Here is a 24,773-nt window from a genome sequence, read left to right on the forward strand (position 1 = left end):
CAGCTCATGGCAAGGCAGTTTCCGCTCGATAAGACGCGCAACATTGGTATCATGGCGCATATCGACGCGGGTAAGACAACGACCACGGAGCGTATCCTGTTTTACACAGGCCGCGTGCACAAAATCGGTGAAGTTCACGAGGGTGCGGCGACCATGGACTGGATGGTTCAAGAGCAAGAGCGTGGAATCACGATTACGTCGGCTGCTACGACTGCGCAGTGGAAAGCGCATCGCATCAACATCATTGATACGCCAGGGCACGTTGATTTCACAGTTGAAGTCGAACGCTCTTTGCGTGTACTCGACGGTGCGGTGGCTGTTTTTGACGCCAAGGGTGGCGTTGAACCACAGTCAGAAACGGTGTGGCGTCAAGCAGACAAGTATGATGTGCCTCGTTTGGCTTATGTCAACAAAATGGATATTATCGGTGCTGACTATTTTGAGTGCATTCGCCAAATCCGCGATCGCCTTAAGTCAAACCCGGTTGCGATTCAAGTCCCAATTGGAGCTGAAGATCACTTTCATGGCGTCATTGATCTGGTCGAGAATCGCGCGATCGTCTATACGGATGATCTCGGTACAACTTCAGAATCTCGCGATATCCCGGAAGAGTATCAAGCCCAAGTGGAAGAGTACCGCACGTTGTTACTTGAAGCTTGCGCCGAGGTTGAGAACGAGTTGATGGAGAAGTATCTCGAAGGCGAAGAGCTCACGGTTGAGGAGATCAAACGCGCGCTTCGCAAAGGCACGATCGCTTCAACGCTCGTGCCTGTACTCTGTGGCTCATCGTACCGCAACAAGGGTGTTCAACCAATGCTTGATGCGGTTGTCGACTACCTTCCATCGCCGCTCGATGTGCCGGCGATCAAAGGGACATCGCCTGACGGTGAGGATATGGAGCGGCACGCGAGTGACGAAGAACCGTTCTCGGCGCTTGCGTTCAAAATCATGACCGACCCGTTTGTCGGAAAGCTTGCGTTCTTTCGCGTCTATTCCGGAACGCTCTCTTCTGGTTCGTATGTCTTGAATTCGACGAAAAACAAGCGTGAGCGCATTGGGCGCATTCTGCAGATGCACGCGAACCACCGCGAAGAGATTCCGGTTGTGTACTCCGGAGATATTGCGGCTGCCGTCGGATTAAAAGATACGACGACTGGCGATACACTGTGCGAAGAGAAGAATGTGGTTATTCTTGAGTCGATGGACTTTCCGGAACCGGTTATCTCGGTTGCGATTGAGCCTAAAACAAAAGCGGACCAGGATAAGATGGGAATTGCGCTCTCCAAACTGTCTGAAGAGGATCCGACGTTTCGGACGCACACCAACCACGAGACTGGGCAAACGATCATCTCGGGCATGGGCGAGTTGCACCTGGAAATTATCGTTGATCGCATGATGCGTGAGTTTAAAGTCGAGGCAAACGTCGGCAAGCCGCAGGTTGCTTACAAGGAAACCATTCGCAACAAGGTAAAGGCGGAAGGGAAATTTGTGCGGCAGTCCGGCGGTCGTGGACAGTATGGTCACGTCTGGGTCGAATTCGAACCACTCGAGCGCGGTCAAGGGTATCTGTTTGAAAACAAAGTTGTCGGTGGTGTTGTTCCTCGCGAATACATCCCGGCGGTTGACAACGGTATCCAGGAAGCCATGCGCAATGGCGTGCTTGCAGGCTATCCGATGCTTGACGTCAAGGCGACAATCGTTGACGGTTCGTACCATGATGTTGACTCGTCTGAAATGGCGTTTCACATTGCCGGTTCGATGGCGCTGAAAAACGCGGTAAGCCGCGCTGACGCGCACTTGCTTGAACCGATCATGAAGGTTGAAGTAACCGTTCCGGAAGAGTACATGGGCGATATCATGGGGGATATCAACTCCCGCCGTGGTCGCATCGAGGGTATGGAGGCGCGCTCTGGCGCGCAAGTCATCCGCGGGTTTGTCCCTCTCTCTGAAATGTTCGGATACGCGACAATCCTTCGCTCGCGCACGCAAGGACGCGGAACGTATACGATGGAACCTGCCACGTATGAAGAAGTTCCGAAAAACATCGCGGCAGAGATCATTGCGAAACAAAAAGGTTAAAACGATACGATAAGGAGCTGATTTCATTGGCAAAGTCAAAATTCGAACGGAATAAACCGCACGTAAACATCGGTACAATCGGTCACGTTGACCACGGTAAAACCACACTCACAGCGGCGATCACGACCGTTCTTTCTAAATCTGGTCAAGCGCAAGCGATGGCGTATGACGCGATTGACAAGGCGCCGGAAGAGCGCGAGCGCGGTATCACGATCAACACTGCGCACGTGGAATACGAGACGGCAAACCGTCACTATGCACACGTTGACTGCCCGGGACACGCCGACTATGTAAAGAACATGATCACGGGTGCCGCGCAAATGGACGGCGGTATTCTCGTCGTGTCCGCGACGGATGGCCCTATGCCACAAACGCGCGAGCACATCCTGCTCTCCCGCCAAGTTGGCGTTCCGCACCTTGTCGTCTTCATGAACAAGTGCGACATGGTGGAAGACGAAGAACTTCTTGAGTTGGTCGAGATGGAAATTCGTGATCTTCTCAGTGAGTATGAATTCCCTGGCGATGACACCCCAGTGATTCGTGGTTCGGCGCTCAAGGCGCTCGAAGATCCGAGTGGTGAGTGGGCGAAGAAGATCGACGAGTTGATGGCGGCGGTTGACAGCTTTATCCCAACGCCTGAGCGCGATACCGACAAGCCTTTCTTGATGCCTGTTGAAGACGTGTTTACGATCACGGGTCGCGGTACGGTTGCAACAGGTCGTGTTGAGCGTGGACAACTGAAAGTCGGCGACGAAGTTGAAGTGGTTGGCTTTACGGAAGACCCACGCAAAACGGTTGCCACGGGGATTGAAATGTTTCGCAAGCTCCTCGACTTTGCGCAAGCCGGCGACAATATCGGCGCTTTGCTTCGCGGCGTTGATCGCAAAGACATCGAGCGCGGCCAAGTCATTTGCAAACCGGGCTCGATTAAACCGCACACCAACTTTCAAGCGCAGGTGTACGTTTTGAAAAAGGAAGAAGGCGGTCGTCACACGCCGTTTTTCAACAACTATCGCCCGCAGTTTTATTTCCGTACGACGGACGTTACGGGAATCATCACGCTCCCAGAAGGTACGGAAATGGTGATGCCTGGTGATAACATCACGGTTACGGTTGAGCTTATTTCGCAAATTGCAATCGAAGATGGCACGCGCTTCGCGATTCGCGAAGGCGGCCGCACAGTTGGTGCGGGTGTCGTTGTTGGCATCTCGAAATAAGGAAAATTGATGTAAGGAAGGGGCCTTCTTTGAAGGCTCCCTTTTTTTGTGATCAGGCTCGTCGCATTGGGCGATGGATGTATGTATAATGATGAAGGTATAACCATGGACATTGTAGGCAGGTAATGCTTGTACATAAAGGAGTGCTTTGACGTTGGATGACCAGGTGACGGACGAGATACAAGCGCCTGCGCATAAAAAGGGCAACCAAAGGAAAGATTCCGTTTGGGATTGGGTCAAAGCGGGAATTGTTGCGTTGATCATCGCGTTTGGCATTCACCAGTTTCTTTTTACGCAGTTTCGCGTCGACGGTCAATCGATGGATTATACTCTGGCAAATGGCGAACGCTTGATCGTCGATAAGATCCCGTATTATTTTGGCATGCCAAAACGAGGCGACATCATTGTATTTTTGGCGCCGGATGGTCAATATTGGGTGAAGCGTGTCATCGGCTTACCGGGTGATACGATTCAAATCAAGAATGGTCAATTGATCTTGAATGGCAAAGTGATCAAGGAACCGTTTATCGCGCAACCGATGGACCCGAGTATGCCGTTTGGTCCGGTAAAAGTACCACCAGGACGACTGTTCGTTATGGGGGACAATCGAAACATCAGTGAAGATAGTCGCGTCATTGGACCGATTAAGATTTCAAGCGTCGTGGGGCGTGTCGATCTGGTGATTTGGCCGTTCAATAAATTCGAAGTGATCGGATCGACGCAGGAACATTTTTTACCGCAAACACCGTGATCATCTGAGTGAGCGCTTGAAAGATCGATAACGCTGAAGTGCAGCTTTTCGGATGCGGAGAGACTCCGCATCTTTTTTTATATATTGTATTGTGTTTCGTCGAGGTGTTTAGTATAATTTTATATTGTTGGTTTAAGACTGCGTTGATGCAAAAGGTTGCTCACGTACCGTTCGCCATGTGCGGGACCACTGAGGAAATTTTTGCTGAGTATGTCCAATCGATTGGGCGACGAAGGAGGGAAACCATATGGCAAAGCAAAAGATTCGCATTCGACTCAAAGCGTATGACCACAAGTTGTTGGATCAGTCCGCTGAAAAGATTGTCGAGACCGCCAAACGTTCTGGCGCTGGTGTGGCGGGGCCCATACCGCTTCCGACCGATAAGTCAATTATCACGATTTTGCGTTCACCGCACAAATACAAAGACTCTCGGGAGCAGTTTGAGATGCGCACCCATAAACGACTCATTGATATATTGAGTCCGACGCCGCAGACGGTTGATGCGCTGATGCGTCTTGATCTGCCTTCTGGCGTGGACATTGAGATTAAACTTTGATGTAAGAAGCGGGGGTGTAAGTTATGAAAGGGATTCTTGGACGCAAACTTGGAATGACACAAGTGTTTCTCGAAGATGGAAACGTTGTGCCTGTGACCGTTGTTGAAGCGGGTCCGTGTGTTGTGTTGCAAGTGAAAACGCCTAATACGGATGGCTACGAAAGTGTACAGTTGGGGTTCGCTGACAAAAAGCGCCCAACCAAACCGGAGGCAGGCCACGCTGCAAAAGCGAACACGGTTGCCAAGCGCTACGTTCGAGAGCTTCGTGGGCCACTCAGCGAGACTTATGAAGTGGGTCAGGAAGTCAAAGCGGATGTCTTTGCAAGCGGGGATATCGTCGATGTGATCGGCGTCTCAAAAGGTAAGGGGACGGCGGGACCGATCAAGCGTCACAATCAATCGCGCGGTCCAATGGCGCACGGTTCCAAATATCACCGTGGTGTCGGTTCGCTTGGTTCGATCAATGCAAACCGCGTTTTTAAGGGTCAAACCATGGCGGGACGCATGGGTCACGAGCGCGTGACGGTGCAAAACCTTGAAGTGGTTCGCGTTGATGTTGCTCGCAATGTTCTTCTGATTAAAGGTGCGTTGCCTGGTCCGAAGAACTCATTTGTAACCGTGCGTTCTGCGGTTAAAAAGCGCTAGGATGAAAGGAGGTACAATCCATGGCAAAAGTTCCGGTTTACAACCTGGAAGGTGCGGTCGTCGGGGAAATTGAGCTCTCGGCTGACGTGTGGAATACAGAAGGAAAAGAACACTTGTTGCATCCGGCTGTCGTCGCGCAATTGGCGAGTCGCAGAGCGGGCACGCATAAAGTGAAGGGCCGCTCAGAAGTGCGCGGTGGCGGACGCAAACCTTGGCGTCAAAAAGGAACGGGTCGGGCGCGTCAAGGAAGCATTCGCAGTCCGCAATGGGTAGGCGGCGGTACGGTTCACGGTCCAGTTCCACGCAGTTACGCGATCTCGCTTCCGAAAAAGGTGCGTCGCGCAGCGATTCGCTCGGCACTCACGTCAAAGGTTCAAGCGGGCACCATTCTTGTGTTGGATCAACTGTCGCTTGAAGGTATCAAAACCAAAGTGATGGCACAAGCGTTACAGAAACTCGGCGTGACTAAAAAAGCGTTGCTGGTGGATGCTGTTAAGCAGCAAAATGTGTACCTATCGATACGCAATCTACCGGGTGTTTCTTATTCAGGCGCAGACACTGTCAACGTATACGATGTCTTGGCGCATCAGCGTCTCGTCATCACGACGGCTGGCGTGGCTCGTGTGGAGGAGGTGTTTTCAAAGTGAAAGATGCGCGCGATATCATTAAACGCCCGATCGTAACGGAAAACACCACAGAGCTTATGGAATCGAATGTTTATACGTTTGAAGTGGACGGACACGCGAACAAAATCGAGATTGCACAGGCTGTCGAAACCCTTTTTGGTGGATCGAAAGTGGCTGCCGTCAATACGATGTGGGTTCCGGCAAAACGCAAACGCTACGGGAAACATTATGGTTTCACATCGAAATGGAAAAAAGCCTATGTAAAATTCACGGCTGAATCCGAATTGCCTGATTTCTTAGGTTGATTGACAACGGCGTGAAAAGAGGAGGGAAACAAGATGGCGATTAAGAAGTATAAACCGACTTCTCCAGGGCGCAGATTTATGTCTGTCTCGACGTTTGAAGAGATTACGACAGATAAACCGGAAAAGTCGCTGCTAAGACCGCTTGCAAAGCGTGCGGGTCGCAACCATCAGGGTAAAATTACTGTGCGCCATCGCGGTGGCGGACACAAGCGTCAGTACCGGATTATCGATTTTAAACGTGACAAAGATGGCATACCAGGCCGCGTTGCCACGATCGAGTACGATCCGAATCGCTCTTCGCGTATTGCACTGATTAACTATGTGGATGGCGAGAAGCGGTACATCTTGGCTCCGGTTGGATTGAAAGTTGGAGACATGATCTACTCCGGTCCGGATGTTGACATTAAAGTGGGAAATACGTTGCCGCTTATCAACATTCCTGTCGGTACGGTTCTTCACAACGTGGAATTGAAGCCTGGCAAAGGTGGCCAATTGGCGCGTGCGGCGGGTGCGGAAGCGCAACTGCTTGGTAAAGATGGGGATTATGTCACGCTTCGCCTTTCGTCGGGGGAAGTTCGAATGGTTCGCAAAGAATGTCGCGCGACGGTTGGGCAAGTTGGGAATCTTGATCACGAGAATATATCGATCGGAAAAGCGGGTCGCACGCGCTGGAAGGGCATTCGTCCAACAGTTCGTGGTGTCGTTATGAACCCGAACGATCACCCGCACGGTGGCGGTGAAGGTCGCGCTCCGATTGGTCGCAAGTCTCCGATGTCGCCTTGGGGTAAGCCGACCCTTGGTAAAAAGACGCGGAAAAAGAATCACAATACGGATAAGTACATTGTGCGTCGCAGGAAGAAGTAGTGTGAGAGGAGGCTTTAGGCATGGGACGTTCTTTGAAGAAAGGCCCGTTTGCGGATGAGCATCTGCTAAAGAAGGTTGAAGTACTAAACGCTGCGAATGAAAAACGCGTGTTTAAGACGTGGTCACGTCGCTCAACCATTTTTCCGCAGTTTGTAGGTCACACCATTGCAGTGCATGATGGTCGTAAACATGTGCCGGTGTATATTACAGAAGACATGGTTGGTCACAAACTCGGAGAGTTTGCCCCGACCCGCACGTTTAAGGGCCATGCTGGTGACGAGAAGTCGTCGCGGTCACGCTGATCGCGAAAGGAGGAGGCAAGTCATGGAAGCACGCGCTGTGGCAAAACACATCCGCATTGCGCCGCGTAAGATGCGTCTGGTTGTCGACCTGATTCGCGGTAAAAGTGTGGGCGAAGCAATTGCGATTTTGAAACACACCCCAAAAGCAGGTTCGCCTGTCATAGAAAAGGTGTTGAAATCGGCGATTGCCAACGCAGAACACAATTACAACCTGGATACAGAACGTCTTGTTATCAGCAAGGTGTTTGTCGATCAAGGGTCTACACTGAAACGGTTTCATCCCCGGTCCCAAGGACGTGCGTTTAGTATTCTTAAGCATACGAGCCATGTGACGGTCGTTGTGACGGAAAAGTAAAGGAGGGATCGACTGCATGGGTCAAAAGGTAAACCCTACAGGCTTGCGTATTGGTATCATTCGCGACTGGGAGTCAAAATGGTTTGCGTCCAAGAAGGACTATCGCGGTCTCTTGCATGAAGACCTTCGCATTCGTGAATTCGTGTTTCGTCGTTTGAAAGATGCAGCGGTTTCCCATGTGCAGATCGAGCGTTCGCCGAATCGCATCAATGTGACGGTGCAAACCGCGAAACCTGGCATGGTGATCGGCAAGGGCGGAACGGAAGTGGACACACTCCGAAATACGCTTAGCGACATGACGGGCAAACGTGTACACATCAATATCACGGAAATCAAATCGGCGGATCTCGACGCGAAACTGGTTGCGGACAATATTGCATTGCAGCTGCAGCGGCGGGTAGCGTTTCGTCGCGCGATGAAGCAGGCGATGCAGCGGACGCTTCGCGCGGGAGCTAAAGGGATCAAGGTGCAGGTTTCTGGTCGACTGGGCGGTGCGGACATTGCGCGGACAGAAGGCTATTCAGAAGGTACTGTTCCATTGCACACCCTTCGCGCAGATATCGACTATGCACTCTCTGAGGCGCATACGACATTTGGTCGCATCGGTGTAAAGGTATGGATTTATCGCGGAGAAATTCTCCCGACTAAAGTAAAAAAAGAGGCGGAACAGCCCGAACTCTAAGTTAGGGAGGCAACCAAGCATGTTGATGCCAAAGCGCGTCTTACACCGTAAAGAACATCGCGGGCGTATGACGGGAATGAGCAAGGGCGGCAACGAAGTGACGTTTGGTGAGTATGGACTACAGGCTCTTGAGCCTGCGTGGATCACCAATCGGCAAATTGAGGCTGCTCGAATTGCGATGACACGCTATATCCGTCGAGGCGGAAAAGTGTGGATCAAGATTTTCCCGAGTAAGCCAGTGACAGCAAAGCCTGCTGAGACTCGGATGGGTAGCGGTAAAGGTTCACCGGAAAAATGGGTGGCCGTAGTAAAACCAGGTCGAATTCTTTTCGAATTAGCTGGTGTTCCTGAAGAGGTTGCACGCGAGGCGTTGCGTCTGGCTGCTCATAAACTTCCGATTAAAACGAAGTTTGTCACTCGCCAGGAAGCAGGGGGTGAATCGGTTGAAGGTTAAAGAGATGCGTTCAAAGACTAACGTAGAAATTTTGCAAGATATCGATTCACTTAAAGGCGAATTGTTCAATCTGCGCTTTCAGGTTGCCACAGGTCAGTGTGAGAATCCGATGCGCATCCGTGAAGTTCGCAAAGCGATCGCGCGTGCAAAAACCATTTTGCGCGAGCGTGAACTGGGTATCGGTTAAGCAAGACGAAAGGAGGCTGTTTGATGAGCGAAGTGCGTAGTGAGCGTAAAGTTCGAAGTGGCAAGGTTGTCAGCGATAAAATGCAAAAGACAATCGTTGTGGCAGTTGAAACGACGATGCGCCATCCGCTTTATGGTAAGCGAGTAAAGCGCACGAAAAAATTCAAGGCGCACGATGAATACAACGAAGCTAAGATTGGCGATGTTGTGCGCATCATGGAGACGCGGCCACTCAGCAAAGACAAGAATTGGCGCTTGGTGGAGATCGTTGAGAAGGCTGAGATTTTGTGATCAAATGCGTGTGTAGCATCGAGTTAATGGAAGGGAGGCGCTCGCAGTGATTCAACCGCAAACGAGACTGGTTGTCGCCGATAATTCAGGTGCGAAAGAGATTATGTGTTTTCGTGTACTGGGTGGGTCCAACCGTAAGACTGCGAACATCGGAGATATCATTGTGGCTTCTGTCAAAAGCGCAACACCAGGGGGCGTTGTCAAGAAAGGCGATGTTGTTAAAGCCGTCGTCGTTCGTACCCGTCGTGGTGTCCAACGCGAAGATGGATCGTATATCCGATTTGATGAAAATGCCGCAGTCATTATTAAAGAGGACAAGGGACCACGTGGGACGCGGATCTTTGGCCCTGTCGCTCGCGAACTTCGCGATCGGGATTTTATGAAGATCATCTCCCTCGCTCCTGAGGTACTGTAAAGGAGGGATTAACGTGACACAACCGAAGTTGAAGGTCAAAAAAGGCGATACGGTCATTGTGATCTCTGGCAAAAATCGCGATCAAAAGGGTAAGGTATTGGCTGTCTATCCGCGCGAAAGCCGTGTGGTGATCGAAGGCGTCAATATGATCAAGAAGCACACAAAGCCGAGCTTTCAATCGCCAGAAGGCGGTATTGTTGAGAGAGAAGCTCCGCTGCACGTTTCCAATGTTGCTCTGGTCGACCCAAAGACAGGTGGCCCAACGCGTGTAGGCTACAAAATCCTTGAGGATGGAACCAAGGTTCGCATTGCAAAAAAATCTGGTGAAGTACTCGACTAGTAGCCAGGTCAAAACGAGGTGATGTTCGTGGCAAGGTTAAAAGATCACTATGTCAGTGCGGTTACGCCGAATCTCATGGAAAAATTCTCTTATAAAAGCGTAATGCAAGTGCCGAGAATTGAAAAAGTCGTCATCAATATGGGTGTCGGCGAAGCGGCTCAAAACGAGAAGGTTCTCGACCATGCGGTTACCGACCTAACGCTGATCGCAGGTCAAAAACCTGTGATCACAAGGGCGAAAAAGTCGATTGCCGGTTTCAAACTCCGTGAGAATCAGAAAATCGGCGTGAAAGTAACACTGCGCGGTGAGCGGATGTTTTACTTTCTCGACAAGCTTTTCAACATTGCACTCCCACGCGTTCGCGACTTTCGCGGGGTTTCTCCAAAGTCGTTTGACGGACGCGGCAATTACACGCTTGGCGTTCGCGAGCAATTGATTTTTCCTGAAATCGAGTATGACAAGATTGACAAAACTCGCGGCATGGATATCGTCATCGTCACAACGGCGGGGAGCGACGAAGAGGCGCGCGCGCTGTTGACGGAGATGGGCATGCCTTTTCGCACTGCATAATGCGGTGAGCAAGATTAAGGAGGAACACCTGTGGCAAAAAAGTCGATGATCATTAAAGCGTCACGGCCCGCAAAATTCAGCACGCAGGCGTACACGCGTTGCACGCGTTGTGGACGACCACACTCCGTACTACGTCGCTTTGGGATTTGTCGGATTTGTTTCCGCCAATTGGCACACAACGGGCAACTGCCTGGCGTGACCAAGGCGAGCTGGTAAGGGGAATCGGAAGGAGGTTTTGTTTCATGGTATTGTCAGATCCAATCGCGGATATGCTCACACGCATTCGAAACGGCAACATGGTCGGGCATGAGAAGGTTGACATTCCAGGGTCGAAGATTAAAAAATCGATCGCTGATATCCTGAAAGCTGAAGGATACATTCGGGATGCCGAGTTTATTGCAGATGAGAAGCAAGGCACGATTCGCGTGCACCTGAAGTATGGTCCGCAAAATACGAAGGTGATCACTGGGCTAAAGCGTATCAGCAAACCAGGGTTGCGCGTTTATGCAGGCGCCGAGGAATTGCCTCGCGTGCTTGGGGGACTTGGCATCGCGATCGTCTCGACATCGCGCGGCATCATGACGGATCGTCAAGCCCGTCAGCACAAAGTTGGCGGAGAAGTTCTCTGCTACGTTTGGTAATCGATTCAGTCAGACAAGGGAGGTGTCGGTGTGTCCCGTATTGGCAGAAAGCCGATTGTTGTGCCTGCGGGTGTAACCATCACCCAGGAAGGCCACGTGTTGACCGTTAAAGGACCCAAGGGGACTTTGAGTCGCGCGCTACATGAGGACATGATCGTACGTATAGAAACCGACGAAATTCATGTAGAACGTCCATCCGATGCAAAATTGCATCGCAGTTTGCACGGTACGACGCGCAGTGTGGTTTCCAACATGGTTGAAGGTGTCACGAAAGGCTATGAAAAAGTGCTGGATCTCGTTGGTGTCGGTTACCGCGCTACGAAGGCTGGCAACAAGGTCACCCTGACACTCGGATTTTCCCACCCGGTTGAAGTGGTTGCGGAAGAGGGTCTGGAGATTGACGTCCCGACCAATACGCGCCTTATTGTAAAAGGAATTGACAAGGAGCGTGTGGGGACATTCTCCGCAAAGATCCGTGATCTGCGCAGACCTGAGCCGTACAAAGGTAAAGGAATTCGCTATGAAAATGAAGTGGTTCGCCGCAAGGTCGGTAAGACCGGTAAGAAATAACCGGAAGGGGGCGTAAACGGTGATTAATAAAGTTGATAAAGTCGCGGGCCGCGCGAGAAGACACTCGCGGATTCGCAAAAACCTGACGGGTTCCCCTGCGCGTCCGAGGTTGAATGTGTTTCGCTCTGGCAAGCACATCTATGCGCAAGTCATCGATGATTCGGCGTCTCGCACACTCGTCTCCGCATCGTCTGTCGAAAAGGATCTCAAAACGGAGATTCCACACGGCAATACGGTGGAAGCAGCGAAAGCGATTGGTCGCATTGTGGCAAAACGTGCTAAAGAAGCAGGGATTTCAACAGTCGTTTTTGATCGCGGCGGTTATCTCTATCACGGACGGATTCAGGCGCTTGCCGACGCTGCTCGTGAAGAAGGCCTCGAGTTTTAACTTGAAAGGACAAGGAGGGAATCTCGCAGGTGCGCATTGATCCGACTAACCTCGATTTGACAGAGAAAGTAGTACACATCAACCGCGTCGCCAAAGTGGTGAAAGGCGGTCGTCGCTTCAGTTTCAGCGCGCTCGTCGTCGTCGGCGACGGTCAAGGGCATGTTGGCGCTGGTCTTGGCAAAGCTTCGGAGGTTCAAGAAGCTGTACGTAAGGGTGTCGCGGATGCGAAGAAGAATCTCATTAGCGTCGCAATGCAACGCACGTCGGTCCCACACGAGATTTTGGGACGCTTTGGCGCTGGTCGCGTCTTGATCAAGCCAGCGCGCGAAGGTACGGGTGTTATTGCAGGCGGTCCTGTTCGCGCAGTGATCGAACTCGCAGGGATTAAGGATATTGTGACAAAGTCGCTTGGCTCTTCAAACTCCATCAACATGGTACACGCAACACTTGAAGGTCTTCGTCAATTGAAACGCCCTGAAGACGTTGCAAAAATGCGCGGTAAAACGGTTGAAGAGATTCGCGGATAATACGTGATTCGGATCCGCTGAATCTACTGTGTTTTGTAGGAGGTGCATCGTCGTGAAACAAGTGGAAATCACCTTGGTGAAGAGCCTGATTGGCCAGAATGAGAAACAAAGAGCAACGGTACAGGCTTTGGGACTTCGCAAGATTCGCCAATCGATCGTTCGGGAAGATTCGCCATCCTTACGCGGTATGATCGACAAGGTTGGGCACCTCGTTCAGTACAAAGTGATTGAAGCGTAACAGACGTGAATACGGAACGGGTCACTCATCGACCCGATCGGAGGGATCGCATTGAATCTTCATGAACTATCTCCGCAACCCGGATCGCGCAAAAGTCGCAAGCGTTTGGGACGCGGAATCGGTTCTGGACTTGGAAAAACATCGGGGCGCGGACACAAAGGTCAGTGGGCGCGTTCAGGCGGTGGTGTACGTCTCGGATTTGAGGGTGGTCAGACACCGCTTTTCCGTCGACTGCCAAAGCGCGGTTTTTCCAATGAACCGTTTAAAACGGAGTATGCAATTGTTAATGTGGGTCAGTTGAAGTCGTTTGAAGCGGGTACGGTCGTGACACCTGAGCTCCTTCTTGAGCGTCGGATCATCCGTAAGCTGAAAGATGGCGTCAAGCTGCTTGGCGAGGGGGAAATCGCAATGGGCGTGACAGTTCGCGTGCATGCGGCTTCTTCGAGCGCTGTGGAAAAGATTCAAAATGCGGGTGGCACGGTTGAGGTGATCTGATGGCGTCGACGTTGGCGGGTGTATTTCGGGCGAAGGATTTGCGCAAGCGCATCCTGTTTACCTTGATGATTCTCGCCGTCTATCGCATTGGCGTCATCATTCCCGTACCGGGAGTCAACGCGACGATGCTCCAATCTCTCGCATCGAAAAGCGCGGTGATTGGACTGCTCAACACCTTTTCAGGCGGCGCGCTCAATCGTTTTTCCATCTTTACGATGAACATTTACCCGTACGTCACTGCATCGATCATCGTCCAGTTGCTTTCGCAAGGCGTTATCCAGCGCTGGGACGACTGGTCGAAAGAAGGCGAAACGGGTCGGGCGAAACTGACACAGTGGACGCGGTTTCTCACAGTGGGTCTGGGTATCGTTCAGGCCGTTGCGCTAACCTTTTCGTTCAGTCGTCAGTTAGGAGCCGGGTTTATCGTTGATCCATCCATTTGGACGTATGCGCTGATTGCGATCACAATGACTGCGGGCACCGTTTTCATGATGTGGCTCGGGGAACAGATCACAGACAAGGGCATCGGTAACGGGATCTCGGTGATCATTCTGCTGAGTATCTTGTCTCGCGTCGAGACGGTGATCCCGTTGCTTTATGCAAACTGGTTTCAAGCGCATCCCGGACAGATTTTCCTGAATGTCTTGAAGGTGGTTATCCTTCTCGCGGTTGTTCTGCTTATGACGGTGTTCATCGTCTTTGTGCAACAAGGTGTGAGACGCATTGCTATCCAGTACGCAAAACGACAAGTGGGTTCAACGGTGTACGGCGGTCAAAGTGCGCACATTCCGATCAAGGTGAATGCGGCGGGTGTTATTCCTGTCATCTTTGCCACATCGCTGTTGTTTCTTCCGGCGATTATTGGCGGGTTCATTCAAGGAAGTCCGGTAGGTCAGTGGTTAGTGAACTTCTTCTCACCCACCAACTGGATCTTCGATGTTCTTGAGTTCGCATTGATTGTCGGGTTCACGTTCTTTTACACGCTGGTGCAAATGAACCCGCAACAGATGGCGGAAAACCTCCAGAAGAATGCTGGATCAATACCCGGCATTCGCCCTGGGAAGGCCACAGAGGATTACATTACGCGACTCCTCAACCGTCTCTCGCTGATTGGCGGATTGTTCCTGGCCGTTGTCTCGATCCTACCGCTCGCCTTCATGAGTATCGGTGGCATGAGCCAGATCAATAGCTACTACAGCGGAACATCGTTTCTCATCGTCATCACCGTCGCGCTTGACACCATGCGACAGCTTGAGGGGCAGATCTTGCAGCGCAGTTATCGAGGCTTCATTCGCTAACGCGATGCGCGGGGGGCAGTAAAATGCAGATCGTATTCCTGGGATTGCCCGGGGCGGGTAAGGGAACACAGGCGACTTCGATCACCGAAGAGTTCCGAATTCCCCATATCGCAACCGGTGACATGTTCAGGGCTGCGCGCGCCGCGGGAACACCGCTTGGCGAGGAGGTCAAAGGGTATCTGGATGCCGGGCGTCTTGTACCTGATGAACTGACGATTCGCGTCGTAGAAGACCGCCTGATGAAAGAGGATTGCAAAGGCGGGTTCTTGCTTGACGGGTTTCCGCGCACGGTGCCACAGGCGACAGCGCTCGATGATGTGTTGAGCGGGCTAGGAAAACCGGTGACGCATGTTTTGTATCTCAACGTGAGCCCGTCCGAATTGCTCGCGCGAATCACGGGGCGGCGCGTATGCCCGTCTTGTGGTGCATCGTACCATCTGTCGTTTCATCCGCCGACGCAAGCCGGAATCTGCGATCGCTGTGGTGCTGAACTCATTCAGCGGAGTGACGATACGCCTGATGCGGTGGCGGTGCGAATCGAAGAAAATTTAAAGCGTACGCAGGTGCTCGTTGAACGCTATCGCGAGCGCGGTGTGTTGACACAGATTGACGGGGAACAACCCATCGATACGGTGTACAGCCAGATTCGCGATACGCTTCGAGGGAATGTTCGTTGATCACGCTTAAGTCTCAACGCGAATTGGAGATCATGCGTGAGGCTGGACGCATTGTGGCGAGAGTGCATCAATTGATGCGCACGCTCGTGCAACCGGGAATCACAACGGCAGAACTTGACGCGGAGGCGGAAAAGCTTATCCGCGCGCATGATGCGACACCGTCGTTTAAGGGGTATAACGGGTTTCCGGCCTCCATTTGCGCATCGGTAAATGAAGAGCTGGTGCACGGAATTCCCGGAATGCGCGTGTTGCGCGAAGGAGACATTGTTTCGATTGATGTCGGTGCGAAGTGGAACGGCTTCCACGGAGACTCCGCATTCACGTACGCTGTGGGGCAGATTCATCCGGACGCGCAGGCGCTTCTCGATGTAACTGAGCAATCGCTGTACGAGGGAATCCATCACGTGCGCTCGGAGAATCGTCTGTCTGATGTCTCTCACGCCATCCAGATGTACGTCGAGGCGCGAAACGGTTCGATCGTGCGCGATTATGTCGGACACGGCATCGGACGCGAGATGCATGAGTCCCCCCAGATTCCAAACTTTGGCCCGGCGGGCAAAGGCCCGCGGTTGCGTCCCGGAATGGTACTTGCGATTGAGCCGATGGTCAATGCAGGCAGCTATGAAGTGCGGACCCTCTCGGACAACTGGACGGTGGTTACGGCGGATGGTTCGCTTTGTGCACATTTTGAGCACACCATCGCCGTTACGGAAGACGGACCACTCATCATGACTGCGCTGTGACGGAGAAAATCGTAAGACGCCTTCCCCTTTGTCAAGGGAGAGGGGCAACAGGCGAATGAAGCAGAAAAAGGGGTGCCATGCGTGGCAAAAGACGATGTCATTGAAGTCGAAGGTAAAGTGATCGAGCCGCTACCCAATGCGATGTTCCGAGTTGAACTGGAGAATGGCCATAAGATTCTTGCGCATGTATCCGGTAAGATTCGTATGAACTACATCAAGATCTTGCCTGGGGACAGAGTGACGGTCGAGTTGTCACCCTATGATCTTACTCGGGGTCGGATCACGTATCGTTACAAGTAATTGACCTTGTGAGAGGAGGCGCACGACGTGAAAGTTCGTCCTTCCGTCAAGCCGATCTGCGAAAAGTGCAAGATCATTCGTCGCAAAGGCAACGTGATGGTTATTTGCGAAAATCCAAAACACAAGCAACGCCAGGGTTAACCTGATGCAAAGATTGAAAGACTATTAGGAGGTGCAGTGAATGGCACGTATCGCAGGCGTCGACTTGCCTCGCGACAAGCGCGTGGAGATCGGCTTAACCTATATCTTTGGCATTGGCCGTCCAACCGCAAATGCGATTCTGGCAAAAACCGAGATTAACAAGGATACGCGTATTCGCGATCTTTCGGATGAAGATGTACAAAAGCTTCGCGATGAGATCGACAAGACGTTAAAGGTTGAAGGCGATCTACGTCGTGAGATTGCGCTGAATATTAAACGTCTCATCGAAATCGGTTCTTTCCGTGGCGTTCGTCATCGCAAGGGTCTGCCGGTTCGTGGACAGCGGAGCAAAACCAATGCGCGCACGCGCAAAGGCCCGCGTCGCACGGTTGCTGGCAAGAAGAAATAAGGAGGTCTGCACGTGGCGACTAAGGTTAAACGCAAATCGGCTGCAACCGCTCGACCAAAGCGTCGGGACCGCAAAAATGTTGAAGTGGGAATCGCGCACATTCGCTCGACGTTTAACAACACGATTGTTACGATTACGGATCCAACAGGAAACGCGATCAGCTGGGCGAGTTCAGGCGGTTTAGGATTCAAAGGTTCACGCAAAAGCACGCCGTTTGCAGCGCAAATGGCCGCGGAGTCTGCCGGTCAGGCTGCAATGGAGCACGGAATGAAGTCGGTCGAAGTCTATGTCAAGGGACCGGGCGCAGGACGTGAAGCGGCAATTCGCTCCCTTCAGTCCGTGGGACTTGAAGTTTCTGCGATCCGCGACGTAACGCCGATCCCACACAATGGGTGCCGCCCTCCGAAACGCCGTCGCGTATAACGCAAACCATGCGCGAGTAGGCTCGCGTTTTGATGAATTCATGGAGGTGTCAATCACAGAATGGCTCGATATTCTGACCCTGTCTGCAGAATTTGCCGCCGCGAGGGATTAAAGCTCTACCTAAAGGGTGAGCGTTGTTACACGGATAAGTGTGCAATTGATCGTCGCGGTTATGCACCTGGCCAACACGGCCAAACGCAAGGTCGCAAACGTACCAGTGAGTACGGATTGCAACTGCGCGAGAAGCAAAAAGCACGCAAAATGTATGGCGTGCTCGAGAAGCAATTCCGCGCATATTACGATGAAGCGGCGCGTCGCAAAGGGATCACGGGTGATACACTCTTGCAACTGCTTGAAACGCGTCTCGACAATGTCGTGTACCGTCTCGGCTTTGCAGCGTCCCGCCCGGAAGCGCGTCAACTCGTCAAACACGGTCATTTTGAAGTCAACGGCCGTCGAGTCGACATTCCGTCCTACCAAGTGCGTATTGGGGAGTTGGTGAGTGTTCGCGAGAAGAGCGCTACATCCCCTAAGTTTAAAGAGTTGCTCGAAGCGGCGGAAGGAAAAACCGTATTGTCGTGGCTCGAGCGCGACATGGTTACGCGAAGCGGTAAAGCGACACGCCTGCCCGCACGCGAAGAAATCGATGCACCAGTAACGGAGCAACTGATCATCGAATATTACTCGCGATAAGTGCGACCTGCCCGATCTCGCGCGTGGCGCGGGTCGGCTTCGTCCTGAGGGAGGGTTAGTGGATGAACGATAGGGAAAAGTCACGCATCCTGATCGAAGAGATCAGTGAGGATGGAAAGTACGGCAAGTTCGTGATCGAACCGCTTGACCGAGGTTACGGAACGACACTTGGAAATTCGTTGCGTAGGGTGCTTCTCTCGTCGCTGGAGGGAGCGGCTGTAACGTCCGTCAAGATTGAGGGCGTATTGCATGAGTTTTCAACGATTCCAGGTGTTGTGGAAGACACGACGGAGTTTATCCTCAATGTCAAGAAACTGGCATTGAAAATTCACTCTGACGAGTATAAGCGACTGATTATTGACATCGATCAACCTGGAGAAATTCGTGCAGGCGATATTCGCGGTGATTCGGATGTGGAGATTCTCAATCCGGATCTGCACATCGCGACGCTTGCCCCGGGTTCCCGCATCTATGTCGAAATGATGGCGCGAACGGGGCGCAGCTACATTCCGGCGAATCTGAACAAAGGCGAAGAGCAGGAGATTGGCGTGCTGCCGATCGATTCGATCTTCTCCCCGATCTACCGCGTGAATTATCAGGTTGAGAACACGCGCGTTGGGCAGATTACCGACTATGACAAGTTGACGCTTGAGGTGTGGACGGATGGCAGTGTTCGGCCAGATGAAGCGGTGAGCGACGCTTCCCGCATCCTGATTGAACAATTGGACCCGTTTCGCCGTTTGACAGATCACGGACGCCCGCTCGACACGACACTTGAGCGTGGTGACGAAAAGCATGACAAGGCTTTGGATATGACCATCGAAGAGCTTGATCTTTCGGTGCGTTCCTATAATTGCCTAAAGCGTGCAGGAATCAACACGGTTGCGGAACTCTGTTCCCGCACGGAAGAAGAAATGATGAAGGTGCGTAACCTCGGCCGTAAGTCGCTGGAGGAAGTGCTTGAAAAATTGGAACGTCTCGAGTTGGGCTTGCGCCCAGACGAGTGAAACTAGGCTGAGAGGCTGAAGGAGGAGTTACAATGGCCATGGGCTACCGCAAGCTCAATCGGCGCACGGGTTCGCGCGAAGCGATGTTTCGCAGTCTCGTCACGGATCTCTTCATGTATGGAAGGATTCGCACGACAGAGGCGAAAGCCAAAGAGCTTCGCAAACTCGCGGATAAGATGATTACTCTCGCAAAGCGTGGCGATCTGCATTCCCGTCGCCTCGCCGCTGCGTATGTTCGTCCGGAAATGGTGCAAGTCGAGGGCGAAGCAACGCAAAATGTGCTGCAAAAGCTGTTCACGGAGATTGGTCCGAAATTCGCGGAGCGTCAAGGCGGCTACACGCGCATTCTTAAACTCGGACCACGTCGCGGCGATGCAACAGAGATGGTTTACATCGAGCTCGTCGAGTAGTTTGCATTGCGATGACTCGGATCCGTCTCGTCGTCGCCTATGACGGCACAGGGTTTCGCGGCTTTCAGACACAGGGTTCCTTGCGAACTGTCCAGGGTGAATTGGATCGTGTGCTGTCCCGCGTCTTCTCACGAGAGATTCGTGTTGTCGGCGCAAGTCGCACCGATGCAGGCGTTCATGCGATTGGGCAGATGATTCACTTTGATGTGGATCATTGCCCGTATTCGGCGGATCATTTGCGCTATATTCTGCGCGCGCATCTTCCTGTTGATTTGACGGTGCCGCGCGTGGATATCGTGCCTGATACGTTTCATGTTCGCCACGATGTCACGTGGAAGACCTATCGCTATGAGTTGGACACGCGCGCTGTACCAGACGTCTTTCGTGCGAGGTACGCGGTTCACGTTCCTTATTCACTGAATGTGCGCGCGATGCAGGTCGCGAGTCACTATTTAGAAGGAATGCACGATTTCTCATCGTTCTGCTATGTTCACGCGCAGCAACCGGATAAGGTTCGAGAGGTCTACGCATTTCACGTAGAAGAGCGATCGGACTCGCTTCTTCTCACGGTCTCTGGCAACGGGTTTTTGCACAATATGGTGCGCATCATGGCGGGAACGCTGATCGACGTTGGTCGAGGACGTTTTCAAGCGGATGACATTCAGACGATGCTCGGTGCAAAAGATCGCGCGAAGGCGGGGCCCACAGCGCCTGCCAAGGGGTTATGCCTCTGGCAGATCTCTTACAAGCCTTGGCCGTATCTTGACGAAACCCCTTGAGGTACGGTACTCTAAAATTCAATGCGTTGGATCAGCGAATGGAATGACATTTAGGAGGAACACCCATGCGAACGACCTATATGGCCAAGCCGGGTGCGGTTGAGAGAAACTGGTATGTTGTCGACGCAGCAGGCAAACGCGTCGGTCGCCTTGCGACTGAAATTGCGTCTGTCTTGCGCGGAAAGCATAAGCCTGAATTTACTCCGCATACGGATGTCGGCGACTTTGTCGTAGTAGTCAACGCCGAGAAAGTTGTATTTACAGGTAAGAAATTGACGGATAAAGGCTATTTCCGTCACTCAGGCTATCCAGGTGGTCTGCGTGAAGTTAAAGCGATCGACATGTTGCGGACTCACCCAGAGCGCGTTCTGGAAGCGGCCGTCAAAGGTATGCTCCCCAAAAACAGCCTTGGTGCGCAATTGTATACGAAGCTTAAGGTGTACGCGGGTCCAGAACACCCACACCAGGCACAACAACCAAAACCGCTCGTGATCAACGAATAATCGCTGAAAGGAGGAGAACCATGGCTCTCATTCAATATTGGGGTACAGGCCGCCGCAAAACGTCGGTAGCACGCGTACGATTGCTTCCAGGTGAAGGCGCGGTGCGCATCAACAACCGCACCATGGATGAGTACTTCGGGCTTGAGACGTTGAAACTGATTGTGAAGCAGCCGCTTCTCGTCACAGAAACGCTAGGTCGCTATGATGTGCTTGTAAACGTTCAGGGTGGAGGTATTTCTGGTCAGGCAGGCGCCATTCGTCACGGCATTGCCAGAGCCCTCTTGAAAATTGACCCGGATTTACGTCTTGCGCTTAAGCGGGAAGGGTTTTTAACCCGCGATGCGCGCATGAAAGAGCGTAAGAAGTATGGTCTCAAAGCGGCTCGCCGAGCGCCACAGTTTTCAAAACGCTAACGTACCGTTTGCCACAGTTGTCAACGTTTATCGAACAAGTGCGTCAGCGTATCAAAAAGGTACTCCTCGACAAGAGAGGAGTACCTTTTTCGTGTTACAATTCATGTCAGATGGAGGTGTTGAGGCATGTCGAGCGAAGTCACGAGAGAAGCGATTCTTGACGCGTTAAAGGACGTGCAAGATCCTGAAGTTCAGCGCAGTATTGTGGAAATGGATATGGTGAAGTCGATTGAGATCAAAGGTTCAGTCGCTCATGTTGAAGTGCTATTAACCATTCACGGGTGCCCTCTGCGCTCGGTGATTGAAGATCAGGTGCGCGATGCGTTGTTACGCGTCGAAGGAATTAGCGATGCGCATGTGGTGATCGGAACGATGAGCGATGAAGAGCGGCAGCGTTTCGCGGCAAAATTAAAGGGACCTGGCGCGTCTGCGCAACAGACGCCAGACCTGCTAAAACCTGATACACTCACTGAATTTGTCGCCATTGCAAGCGGTAAAGGTGGTGTCGGAAAATCGACGGTGACTGCGAATCTCGCGGTGGCACTAGGGCGCTTAGGATATCGCGTGGGTGTTATCGACGCGGACATCTACGGATTTTCCCTACCGAATCTTTTTGGCGTGGCGGACGTGAAACCGGCGGTCGTAGAAAATGTGGTGATGCCCGTTCAAGTGAAAGGGATCAAGCTCATCAGCATGCAGTTTTTTGTACCGGATAATCGACCGATCATTTGGCGCGGTCCCATGCTCGGAAAAATGTTGCGTAATTTTTTTCAGGAAGTGCACTGGGGCGCCCTCGATGTGGTGTTGCTCGATCTTCCGCCAGGCACAGGTGATATGGCGCTCGATGTCCACGGTATGTTTCCGCGCAGCAAGGAGTTGATCGTGACGACGCCACAGCAAACGGCGGCGGACGTGGCGATTCGCGCGGGACTTATGGCGCTACACACGAAACATGAAGTCCTTGGCGTCATTGAAAACATGGCGTTCTATCAGTGTAAAGGCTGCGGTGAACGCGCTTATCTCTTTGGGCAGGGCGGTGGAGCCCAAGTGGCAGACGGATTGCAAACGAGTGTGCTGGCACAGATTCCGATGGGTGAACCGATGCCAGGCACGCAGGGGATATTCGCCCGGGATTCGTTGCAAGGCCAGGCGTTTGACCTCTTGGCGCAACAGTTGGCGACAGAGCTGCGGCTTGAGGCGCTCGCGGCCGCGCGTGATTGACGGTTGTCTGATGTTTTGTGAGTAACGATAAATTTATACAATTCGTGACGAAGCATGCCTGAGCGGTTAAAGGGCATGCTTTTTTCTATCGATTCACTTGCATGAAATGGGCAACTTGTTATAATGCAAGTACATACTTACGCAAGTGAGAGCTTGCACGCATCGAGAGGGGGGATTGGTTTGGATGATACGCCGCAGAGTTCGCGTGTCTCATCCACTGACCAGGATGCGCATGCCCGCATCCTGCGCGCCGCCCTGACCGAATTTACGCAGCGCGGCTACAAGGGGGCAAGCACTCGCGGAATTGCAGAGCGGGCAGGTGTGAATGAAGTCACGCTTTTTCGGCACTTCGGAAGTAAGCTTGACCTGTTGCGCGCTGCCGTGGAGCAGGCATTGATGCAGATGAAGATTCCGCAGGATTTGGAGCCTTATCTTCACGGAACGCTTGAACAGGGATTGAGTCAGTTTATCTCTGACTATCTCTTGCAGGTGACGGCGCAAAGCGACATCTTAATGCTCGGTTTCTCAGAGGCGTTTAGCCAGCCTGAAATCTCCGATCTGCTGCGTGAATTTATGTGGAAGATGCGAGGGATGATCGTTCGCTATTTTGAGGCTATGCGCGAACGAGGGGCGATCAAGGAAGGGGACTACCCGATTCTTGCCCATATCATCATGACCTCACTGCACGGCGCAGCCTCGATGCGAAAGAGAACGCCGATTGAAATGGCGCAGTTGAGCGATGAGCGCCTGACGGGCTGCCTTGTGAAGACGATCGTGGATGCATACGCAAGGTACGCGCCTGATTCACCGATTCATGACACGCAATTAACGTAAGGGGGGTTCTGTGTGGCGAATCCGCGCACAGTCAGTCTTTCGATTATCAGCATTCTTGCCGCAATCGTGGTGATTGGCGGAGGTGGATATTACATCTACCAGCAGCAAAACTACGTAACAACAGATAATGCAAGCATTCAAGGGACGATGAGTCAAATCACGTCTCCAGCCGACGGAACGCTTGTCAATTGGCGCGTCAATGACGGTGCTACGGTGCAAAGAGGCACTGTGATTGGACAGGTGCAGGGATTGACCGGTACGACGGACATTACGGCGCCGATTACGGGCACATTTCTCCAAAATAACGCTGTTGATCGCGAAATTGTCGTTCCGGGAGAATCGCTCGGCTATATGAGTAACCTGAATAATTTGCAGATCGTCGCCAACGTAAACGAGACGGACATCAGCAACGTTACGGTGGGTAAACCAGTAAACATTACGATCGATGCGTACCCAGGAACGCTGTTTACGGGAACGGTCAGTCAAATCGGCAGTGCTTCAACTGTTTTGTCACAAGGAATTCCGAATACGAGTTTGACGGGCAATTTTAATAAAGTGGTGCAACGTGTACCTGTTTACATCTCGATTAACGGTACAGAAGGAAAACAGCTCATGCCGGGCCTATCTGCAGAAGTATCCATAAATCGCAATTGACTGTAGAAAGACTTTCTGTGAATGGAGTGAAACGCTTTGGCGAACAGCAGCATCGTACGCGTCGTCCTCATCAACCTTATCGTGCTCGTCGTCCTGATTGGCGCATTATTCGGCGGATACTTGTACTACACGAATTCGACGAACTTTGTCACATCGCAAGATGCGCAGGTCACAGGCACCATTGTCCCGATCACCGTTCAGTATGCTGGACGCCTCAACTCGTGGGATGCGGCAGTCAACACAACGGTCAATCAATCTGACGTGCTCGGCACAGAGTCAAACACCTCCGTGCTCGCGATGAACCCGCTTTTGAGCGGGCTGGTCGCGCATAATTCAACGCTGCGCCAGCGTCTGAACGATGCGGAGTCGATCCAATCGCCGATAAGTGGAACGATCATTCAAAACAACGTGCAGAATGGTCAAGTGGTGCAACCCGGTCAAGTGTTGGCTGAAGTGGTGAACCTGGGCGACCTGAATGTGACGGCGAATATCTCGGAGACAGAAATACGACACGTCTTAGTGGGGCAGAGTGTAGATGTAACGATTGACGGCATTCCAAACACGACGTTTAAAGGTACGGTTCAATCGATTGGCAACGCAACGCAATCTGCGTTTTCACTCGTGCCGAACATCTCAGCTGCATCCGGTTCGTACACCAAAGTGGAACAGCGAATTCCCGTTGTGATCAGTTTGAATGGTGGCTACTCCGGAAAACCGGTCGTGCCTGGGATGAATGCGGTCGTGGCGATTCACGTCAACAACAATTGATTAG

General features: G+C 52.2%; 41 protein-coding genes. All 41 read left to right on the plus strand.

Annotated elements, in window-relative coordinates; translation table 11 throughout:
* The first annotated feature begins 6 nt into the window (after window positions 1-6).
* The 41 genes from fusA (at window position 7) to AYW79_RS03520 (ending at window position 24,769) form a co-directional block, all read left to right on the plus strand.
* Window positions 7-2,079 carry an elongation factor G gene (gene fusA, locus AYW79_RS03320; RefSeq protein ID WP_067561546.1) on the plus strand — a complete coding sequence of 691 codons (2,073 nt, stop codon included), beginning with the start codon at window positions 7-9 and terminating at the stop codon, window positions 2,077-2,079.
* Between the two features lie 26 nt (window positions 2,080-2,105).
* A complete protein-coding gene (gene tuf / locus AYW79_RS03325; RefSeq protein ID WP_067561548.1) occupies window positions 2,106-3,296 on the plus strand; it encodes an elongation factor Tu in 1,191 nt (396 codons plus the stop codon).
* A gap of 154 nt (window positions 3,297-3,450) precedes the next feature.
* Window positions 3,451-4,047: a signal peptidase I gene (gene lepB, locus AYW79_RS03330; RefSeq protein ID WP_231877897.1), complete on the plus strand. Its 597-nt coding sequence runs from the start codon at window positions 3,451-3,453 to the stop codon at window positions 4,045-4,047.
* A 247-nt stretch (window positions 4,048-4,294) separates the two neighbouring features.
* Window positions 4,295-4,603: a 30S ribosomal protein S10 gene (gene rpsJ, locus AYW79_RS03335; protein ID WP_067561550.1), complete on the plus strand. Its 309-nt coding sequence runs from the start codon at window positions 4,295-4,297 to the stop codon at window positions 4,601-4,603.
* A gap of 23 nt (window positions 4,604-4,626) precedes the next feature.
* On the plus strand, window positions 4,627-5,247 hold the full coding sequence (rplC, locus tag AYW79_RS03340) for a 50S ribosomal protein L3 (RefSeq protein ID WP_067561552.1): 621 nt from the start codon (window positions 4,627-4,629) through the stop codon (window positions 5,245-5,247).
* Between the two features lie 20 nt (window positions 5,248-5,267).
* On the plus strand, window positions 5,268-5,894 hold the full coding sequence (gene rplD, locus AYW79_RS03345; protein WP_067561556.1) for a 50S ribosomal protein L4: 627 nt from the start codon (window positions 5,268-5,270) through the stop codon (window positions 5,892-5,894).
* Window positions 5,891-6,178, plus strand: coding sequence for a 50S ribosomal protein L23 (gene rplW / locus AYW79_RS03350; RefSeq protein ID WP_067561559.1), 288 nt, complete (start codon window positions 5,891-5,893; stop codon window positions 6,176-6,178). The genes rplD and rplW overlap by 4 nt, the downstream gene beginning before the upstream one ends.
* 33 nt (window positions 6,179-6,211) lie before the next feature.
* On the plus strand, window positions 6,212-7,042 hold the full coding sequence (gene rplB / locus AYW79_RS03355; protein ID WP_067561562.1) for a 50S ribosomal protein L2: 831 nt from the start codon (window positions 6,212-6,214) through the stop codon (window positions 7,040-7,042).
* Between the two features lie 20 nt (window positions 7,043-7,062).
* Window positions 7,063-7,344: a 30S ribosomal protein S19 gene (gene rpsS, locus AYW79_RS03360; RefSeq protein WP_067561565.1), complete on the plus strand. Its 282-nt coding sequence runs from the start codon at window positions 7,063-7,065 to the stop codon at window positions 7,342-7,344.
* A 22-nt stretch (window positions 7,345-7,366) separates the two neighbouring features.
* Window positions 7,367-7,699: a 50S ribosomal protein L22 gene (gene rplV, locus AYW79_RS03365; protein ID WP_067561568.1), complete on the plus strand. Its 333-nt coding sequence runs from the start codon at window positions 7,367-7,369 to the stop codon at window positions 7,697-7,699.
* Between the two features lie 16 nt (window positions 7,700-7,715).
* Window positions 7,716-8,381 carry a 30S ribosomal protein S3 gene (rpsC, locus tag AYW79_RS03370; protein WP_067561572.1) on the plus strand — a complete coding sequence of 222 codons (666 nt, stop codon included), beginning with the start codon at window positions 7,716-7,718 and terminating at the stop codon, window positions 8,379-8,381.
* Window positions 8,382-8,400: 19 nt separating this feature from the next.
* On the plus strand, window positions 8,401-8,835 hold the full coding sequence (rplP, locus tag AYW79_RS03375; protein ID WP_067561577.1) for a 50S ribosomal protein L16: 435 nt from the start codon (window positions 8,401-8,403) through the stop codon (window positions 8,833-8,835).
* On the plus strand, window positions 8,825-9,022 hold the full coding sequence (rpmC, locus tag AYW79_RS03380) for a 50S ribosomal protein L29 (RefSeq protein ID WP_067561581.1): 198 nt from the start codon (window positions 8,825-8,827) through the stop codon (window positions 9,020-9,022). Before rplP ends, rpmC begins: the two co-directional genes overlap by 11 nt.
* Before the next feature lie 23 nt (window positions 9,023-9,045).
* Complete coding sequence (gene rpsQ / locus AYW79_RS03385) at window positions 9,046-9,312, plus strand: 30S ribosomal protein S17 (RefSeq protein WP_067561583.1); 267 nt, start codon at window positions 9,046-9,048, stop codon at window positions 9,310-9,312.
* Window positions 9,313-9,358: 46 nt separating this feature from the next.
* On the plus strand, window positions 9,359-9,727 hold the full coding sequence (rplN, locus tag AYW79_RS03390) for a 50S ribosomal protein L14 (protein ID WP_067561585.1): 369 nt from the start codon (window positions 9,359-9,361) through the stop codon (window positions 9,725-9,727).
* A gap of 13 nt (window positions 9,728-9,740) precedes the next feature.
* Window positions 9,741-10,067 carry a 50S ribosomal protein L24 gene (gene rplX / locus AYW79_RS03395; RefSeq protein ID WP_079291819.1) on the plus strand — a complete coding sequence of 109 codons (327 nt, stop codon included), beginning with the start codon at window positions 9,741-9,743 and terminating at the stop codon, window positions 10,065-10,067.
* A 21-nt stretch (window positions 10,068-10,088) separates the two neighbouring features.
* Window positions 10,089-10,637 (plus strand): 50S ribosomal protein L5, encoded by a 549-nt coding sequence (rplE, locus tag AYW79_RS03400; protein ID WP_079291818.1) that lies wholly within the window; start codon window positions 10,089-10,091, stop codon window positions 10,635-10,637.
* A gap of 30 nt (window positions 10,638-10,667) precedes the next feature.
* On the plus strand, window positions 10,668-10,853 hold the full coding sequence (locus AYW79_RS03405; RefSeq protein ID WP_067561590.1) for a type Z 30S ribosomal protein S14: 186 nt from the start codon (window positions 10,668-10,670) through the stop codon (window positions 10,851-10,853).
* A gap of 26 nt (window positions 10,854-10,879) precedes the next feature.
* Window positions 10,880-11,278: a 30S ribosomal protein S8 gene (gene rpsH / locus AYW79_RS03410; RefSeq protein WP_067561593.1), complete on the plus strand. Its 399-nt coding sequence runs from the start codon at window positions 10,880-10,882 to the stop codon at window positions 11,276-11,278.
* A gap of 30 nt (window positions 11,279-11,308) precedes the next feature.
* A complete protein-coding gene (gene rplF / locus AYW79_RS03415; RefSeq protein WP_067561596.1) occupies window positions 11,309-11,848 on the plus strand; it encodes a 50S ribosomal protein L6 in 540 nt (179 codons plus the stop codon).
* 19 nt (window positions 11,849-11,867) lie between these two features.
* Window positions 11,868-12,236, plus strand: coding sequence for a 50S ribosomal protein L18 (gene rplR / locus AYW79_RS03420; RefSeq protein WP_067561599.1), 369 nt, complete (start codon window positions 11,868-11,870; stop codon window positions 12,234-12,236).
* 29 nt (window positions 12,237-12,265) lie between these two features.
* Window positions 12,266-12,763 carry a 30S ribosomal protein S5 gene (gene rpsE, locus AYW79_RS03425; protein ID WP_067561602.1) on the plus strand — a complete coding sequence of 166 codons (498 nt, stop codon included), beginning with the start codon at window positions 12,266-12,268 and terminating at the stop codon, window positions 12,761-12,763.
* A gap of 52 nt (window positions 12,764-12,815) precedes the next feature.
* Window positions 12,816-13,001 carry a 50S ribosomal protein L30 gene (gene rpmD, locus AYW79_RS03430; RefSeq protein WP_067561605.1) on the plus strand — a complete coding sequence of 62 codons (186 nt, stop codon included), beginning with the start codon at window positions 12,816-12,818 and terminating at the stop codon, window positions 12,999-13,001.
* A gap of 51 nt (window positions 13,002-13,052) precedes the next feature.
* Window positions 13,053-13,496, plus strand: coding sequence for a 50S ribosomal protein L15 (gene rplO / locus AYW79_RS03435; protein WP_067561608.1), 444 nt, complete (start codon window positions 13,053-13,055; stop codon window positions 13,494-13,496).
* Window positions 13,496-14,794 (plus strand): preprotein translocase subunit SecY, encoded by a 1,299-nt coding sequence (secY, locus tag AYW79_RS03440; protein WP_067561611.1) that lies wholly within the window; start codon window positions 13,496-13,498, stop codon window positions 14,792-14,794. The genes rplO and secY overlap by 1 nt, the downstream gene beginning before the upstream one ends.
* Before the next feature lie 23 nt (window positions 14,795-14,817).
* Window positions 14,818-15,471, plus strand: coding sequence for an adenylate kinase (locus AYW79_RS03445; protein WP_067561614.1), 654 nt, complete (start codon window positions 14,818-14,820; stop codon window positions 15,469-15,471).
* Window positions 15,468-16,214: a type I methionyl aminopeptidase gene (map, locus tag AYW79_RS03450; protein WP_067561617.1), complete on the plus strand. Its 747-nt coding sequence runs from the start codon at window positions 15,468-15,470 to the stop codon at window positions 16,212-16,214. Before AYW79_RS03445 ends, map begins: the two co-directional genes overlap by 4 nt.
* Window positions 16,215-16,295: 81 nt before the next feature.
* Window positions 16,296-16,514 carry a translation initiation factor IF-1 gene (gene infA, locus AYW79_RS03455; RefSeq protein ID WP_067561620.1) on the plus strand — a complete coding sequence of 73 codons (219 nt, stop codon included), beginning with the start codon at window positions 16,296-16,298 and terminating at the stop codon, window positions 16,512-16,514.
* 27 nt (window positions 16,515-16,541) lie between these two features.
* Window positions 16,542-16,655 (plus strand): 50S ribosomal protein L36, encoded by a 114-nt coding sequence (gene rpmJ, locus AYW79_RS03460; RefSeq protein ID WP_067561623.1) that lies wholly within the window; start codon window positions 16,542-16,544, stop codon window positions 16,653-16,655.
* A gap of 40 nt (window positions 16,656-16,695) precedes the next feature.
* Window positions 16,696-17,064, plus strand: coding sequence for a 30S ribosomal protein S13 (gene rpsM / locus AYW79_RS03465; protein WP_067561626.1), 369 nt, complete (start codon window positions 16,696-16,698; stop codon window positions 17,062-17,064).
* Between the two features lie 12 nt (window positions 17,065-17,076).
* Window positions 17,077-17,487 (plus strand): 30S ribosomal protein S11, encoded by a 411-nt coding sequence (gene rpsK, locus AYW79_RS03470; protein WP_067561629.1) that lies wholly within the window; start codon window positions 17,077-17,079, stop codon window positions 17,485-17,487.
* Window positions 17,488-17,547: 60 nt separating this feature from the next.
* Window positions 17,548-18,180 (plus strand): 30S ribosomal protein S4, encoded by a 633-nt coding sequence (gene rpsD / locus AYW79_RS03475; protein WP_067561632.1) that lies wholly within the window; start codon window positions 17,548-17,550, stop codon window positions 18,178-18,180.
* 62 nt (window positions 18,181-18,242) lie between these two features.
* Entirely contained in the window at window positions 18,243-19,187 is a 945-nt protein-coding gene (locus AYW79_RS03480; protein ID WP_067561635.1) for a DNA-directed RNA polymerase subunit alpha, read from the plus strand.
* Between the two features lie 38 nt (window positions 19,188-19,225).
* Window positions 19,226-19,597 carry a 50S ribosomal protein L17 gene (rplQ, locus tag AYW79_RS03485; RefSeq protein ID WP_067561770.1) on the plus strand — a complete coding sequence of 124 codons (372 nt, stop codon included), beginning with the start codon at window positions 19,226-19,228 and terminating at the stop codon, window positions 19,595-19,597.
* Between the two features lie 11 nt (window positions 19,598-19,608).
* The gene (gene truA / locus AYW79_RS03490; RefSeq protein ID WP_067561638.1) at window positions 19,609-20,376 is read left to right on the plus strand and encodes a tRNA pseudouridine(38-40) synthase TruA; all 768 of its coding nucleotides are present in this window, start codon (window positions 19,609-19,611) and stop codon (window positions 20,374-20,376) included.
* A 65-nt stretch (window positions 20,377-20,441) separates the two neighbouring features.
* Window positions 20,442-20,879, plus strand: coding sequence for a 50S ribosomal protein L13 (rplM, locus tag AYW79_RS03495; protein ID WP_067561642.1), 438 nt, complete (start codon window positions 20,442-20,444; stop codon window positions 20,877-20,879).
* A gap of 20 nt (window positions 20,880-20,899) precedes the next feature.
* The gene (rpsI, locus tag AYW79_RS03500) at window positions 20,900-21,292 is read left to right on the plus strand and encodes a 30S ribosomal protein S9 (protein ID WP_067561645.1); all 393 of its coding nucleotides are present in this window, start codon (window positions 20,900-20,902) and stop codon (window positions 21,290-21,292) included.
* Window positions 21,293-21,418: 126 nt separating this feature from the next.
* Window positions 21,419-22,513, plus strand: a complete 1,095-nt coding sequence (locus AYW79_RS03505; protein WP_067561648.1) for an Mrp/NBP35 family ATP-binding protein — start codon at window positions 21,419-21,421, stop codon at window positions 22,511-22,513.
* Window positions 22,514-22,693: 180 nt separating this feature from the next.
* A complete protein-coding gene (locus tag AYW79_RS03510) occupies window positions 22,694-23,347 on the plus strand; it encodes a TetR/AcrR family transcriptional regulator (protein ID WP_067561651.1) in 654 nt (217 codons plus the stop codon).
* 12 nt (window positions 23,348-23,359) lie between these two features.
* The gene (locus tag AYW79_RS03515) at window positions 23,360-24,001 is read left to right on the plus strand and encodes an HlyD family secretion protein (RefSeq protein ID WP_067561654.1); all 642 of its coding nucleotides are present in this window, start codon (window positions 23,360-23,362) and stop codon (window positions 23,999-24,001) included.
* 36 nt (window positions 24,002-24,037) lie between these two features.
* A complete protein-coding gene (locus AYW79_RS03520; protein WP_067953325.1) occupies window positions 24,038-24,769 on the plus strand; it encodes an HlyD family secretion protein in 732 nt (243 codons plus the stop codon).
* The last annotated feature ends 4 nt before the right edge of the window (window positions 24,770-24,773 follow it).

It is taken from the genome of Ferroacidibacillus organovorans (assembly GCF_001642725.1).
Classification (GTDB): domain Bacteria; phylum Bacillota; class Bacilli; order Alicyclobacillales; family SLC66; genus Ferroacidibacillus; species Ferroacidibacillus organovorans.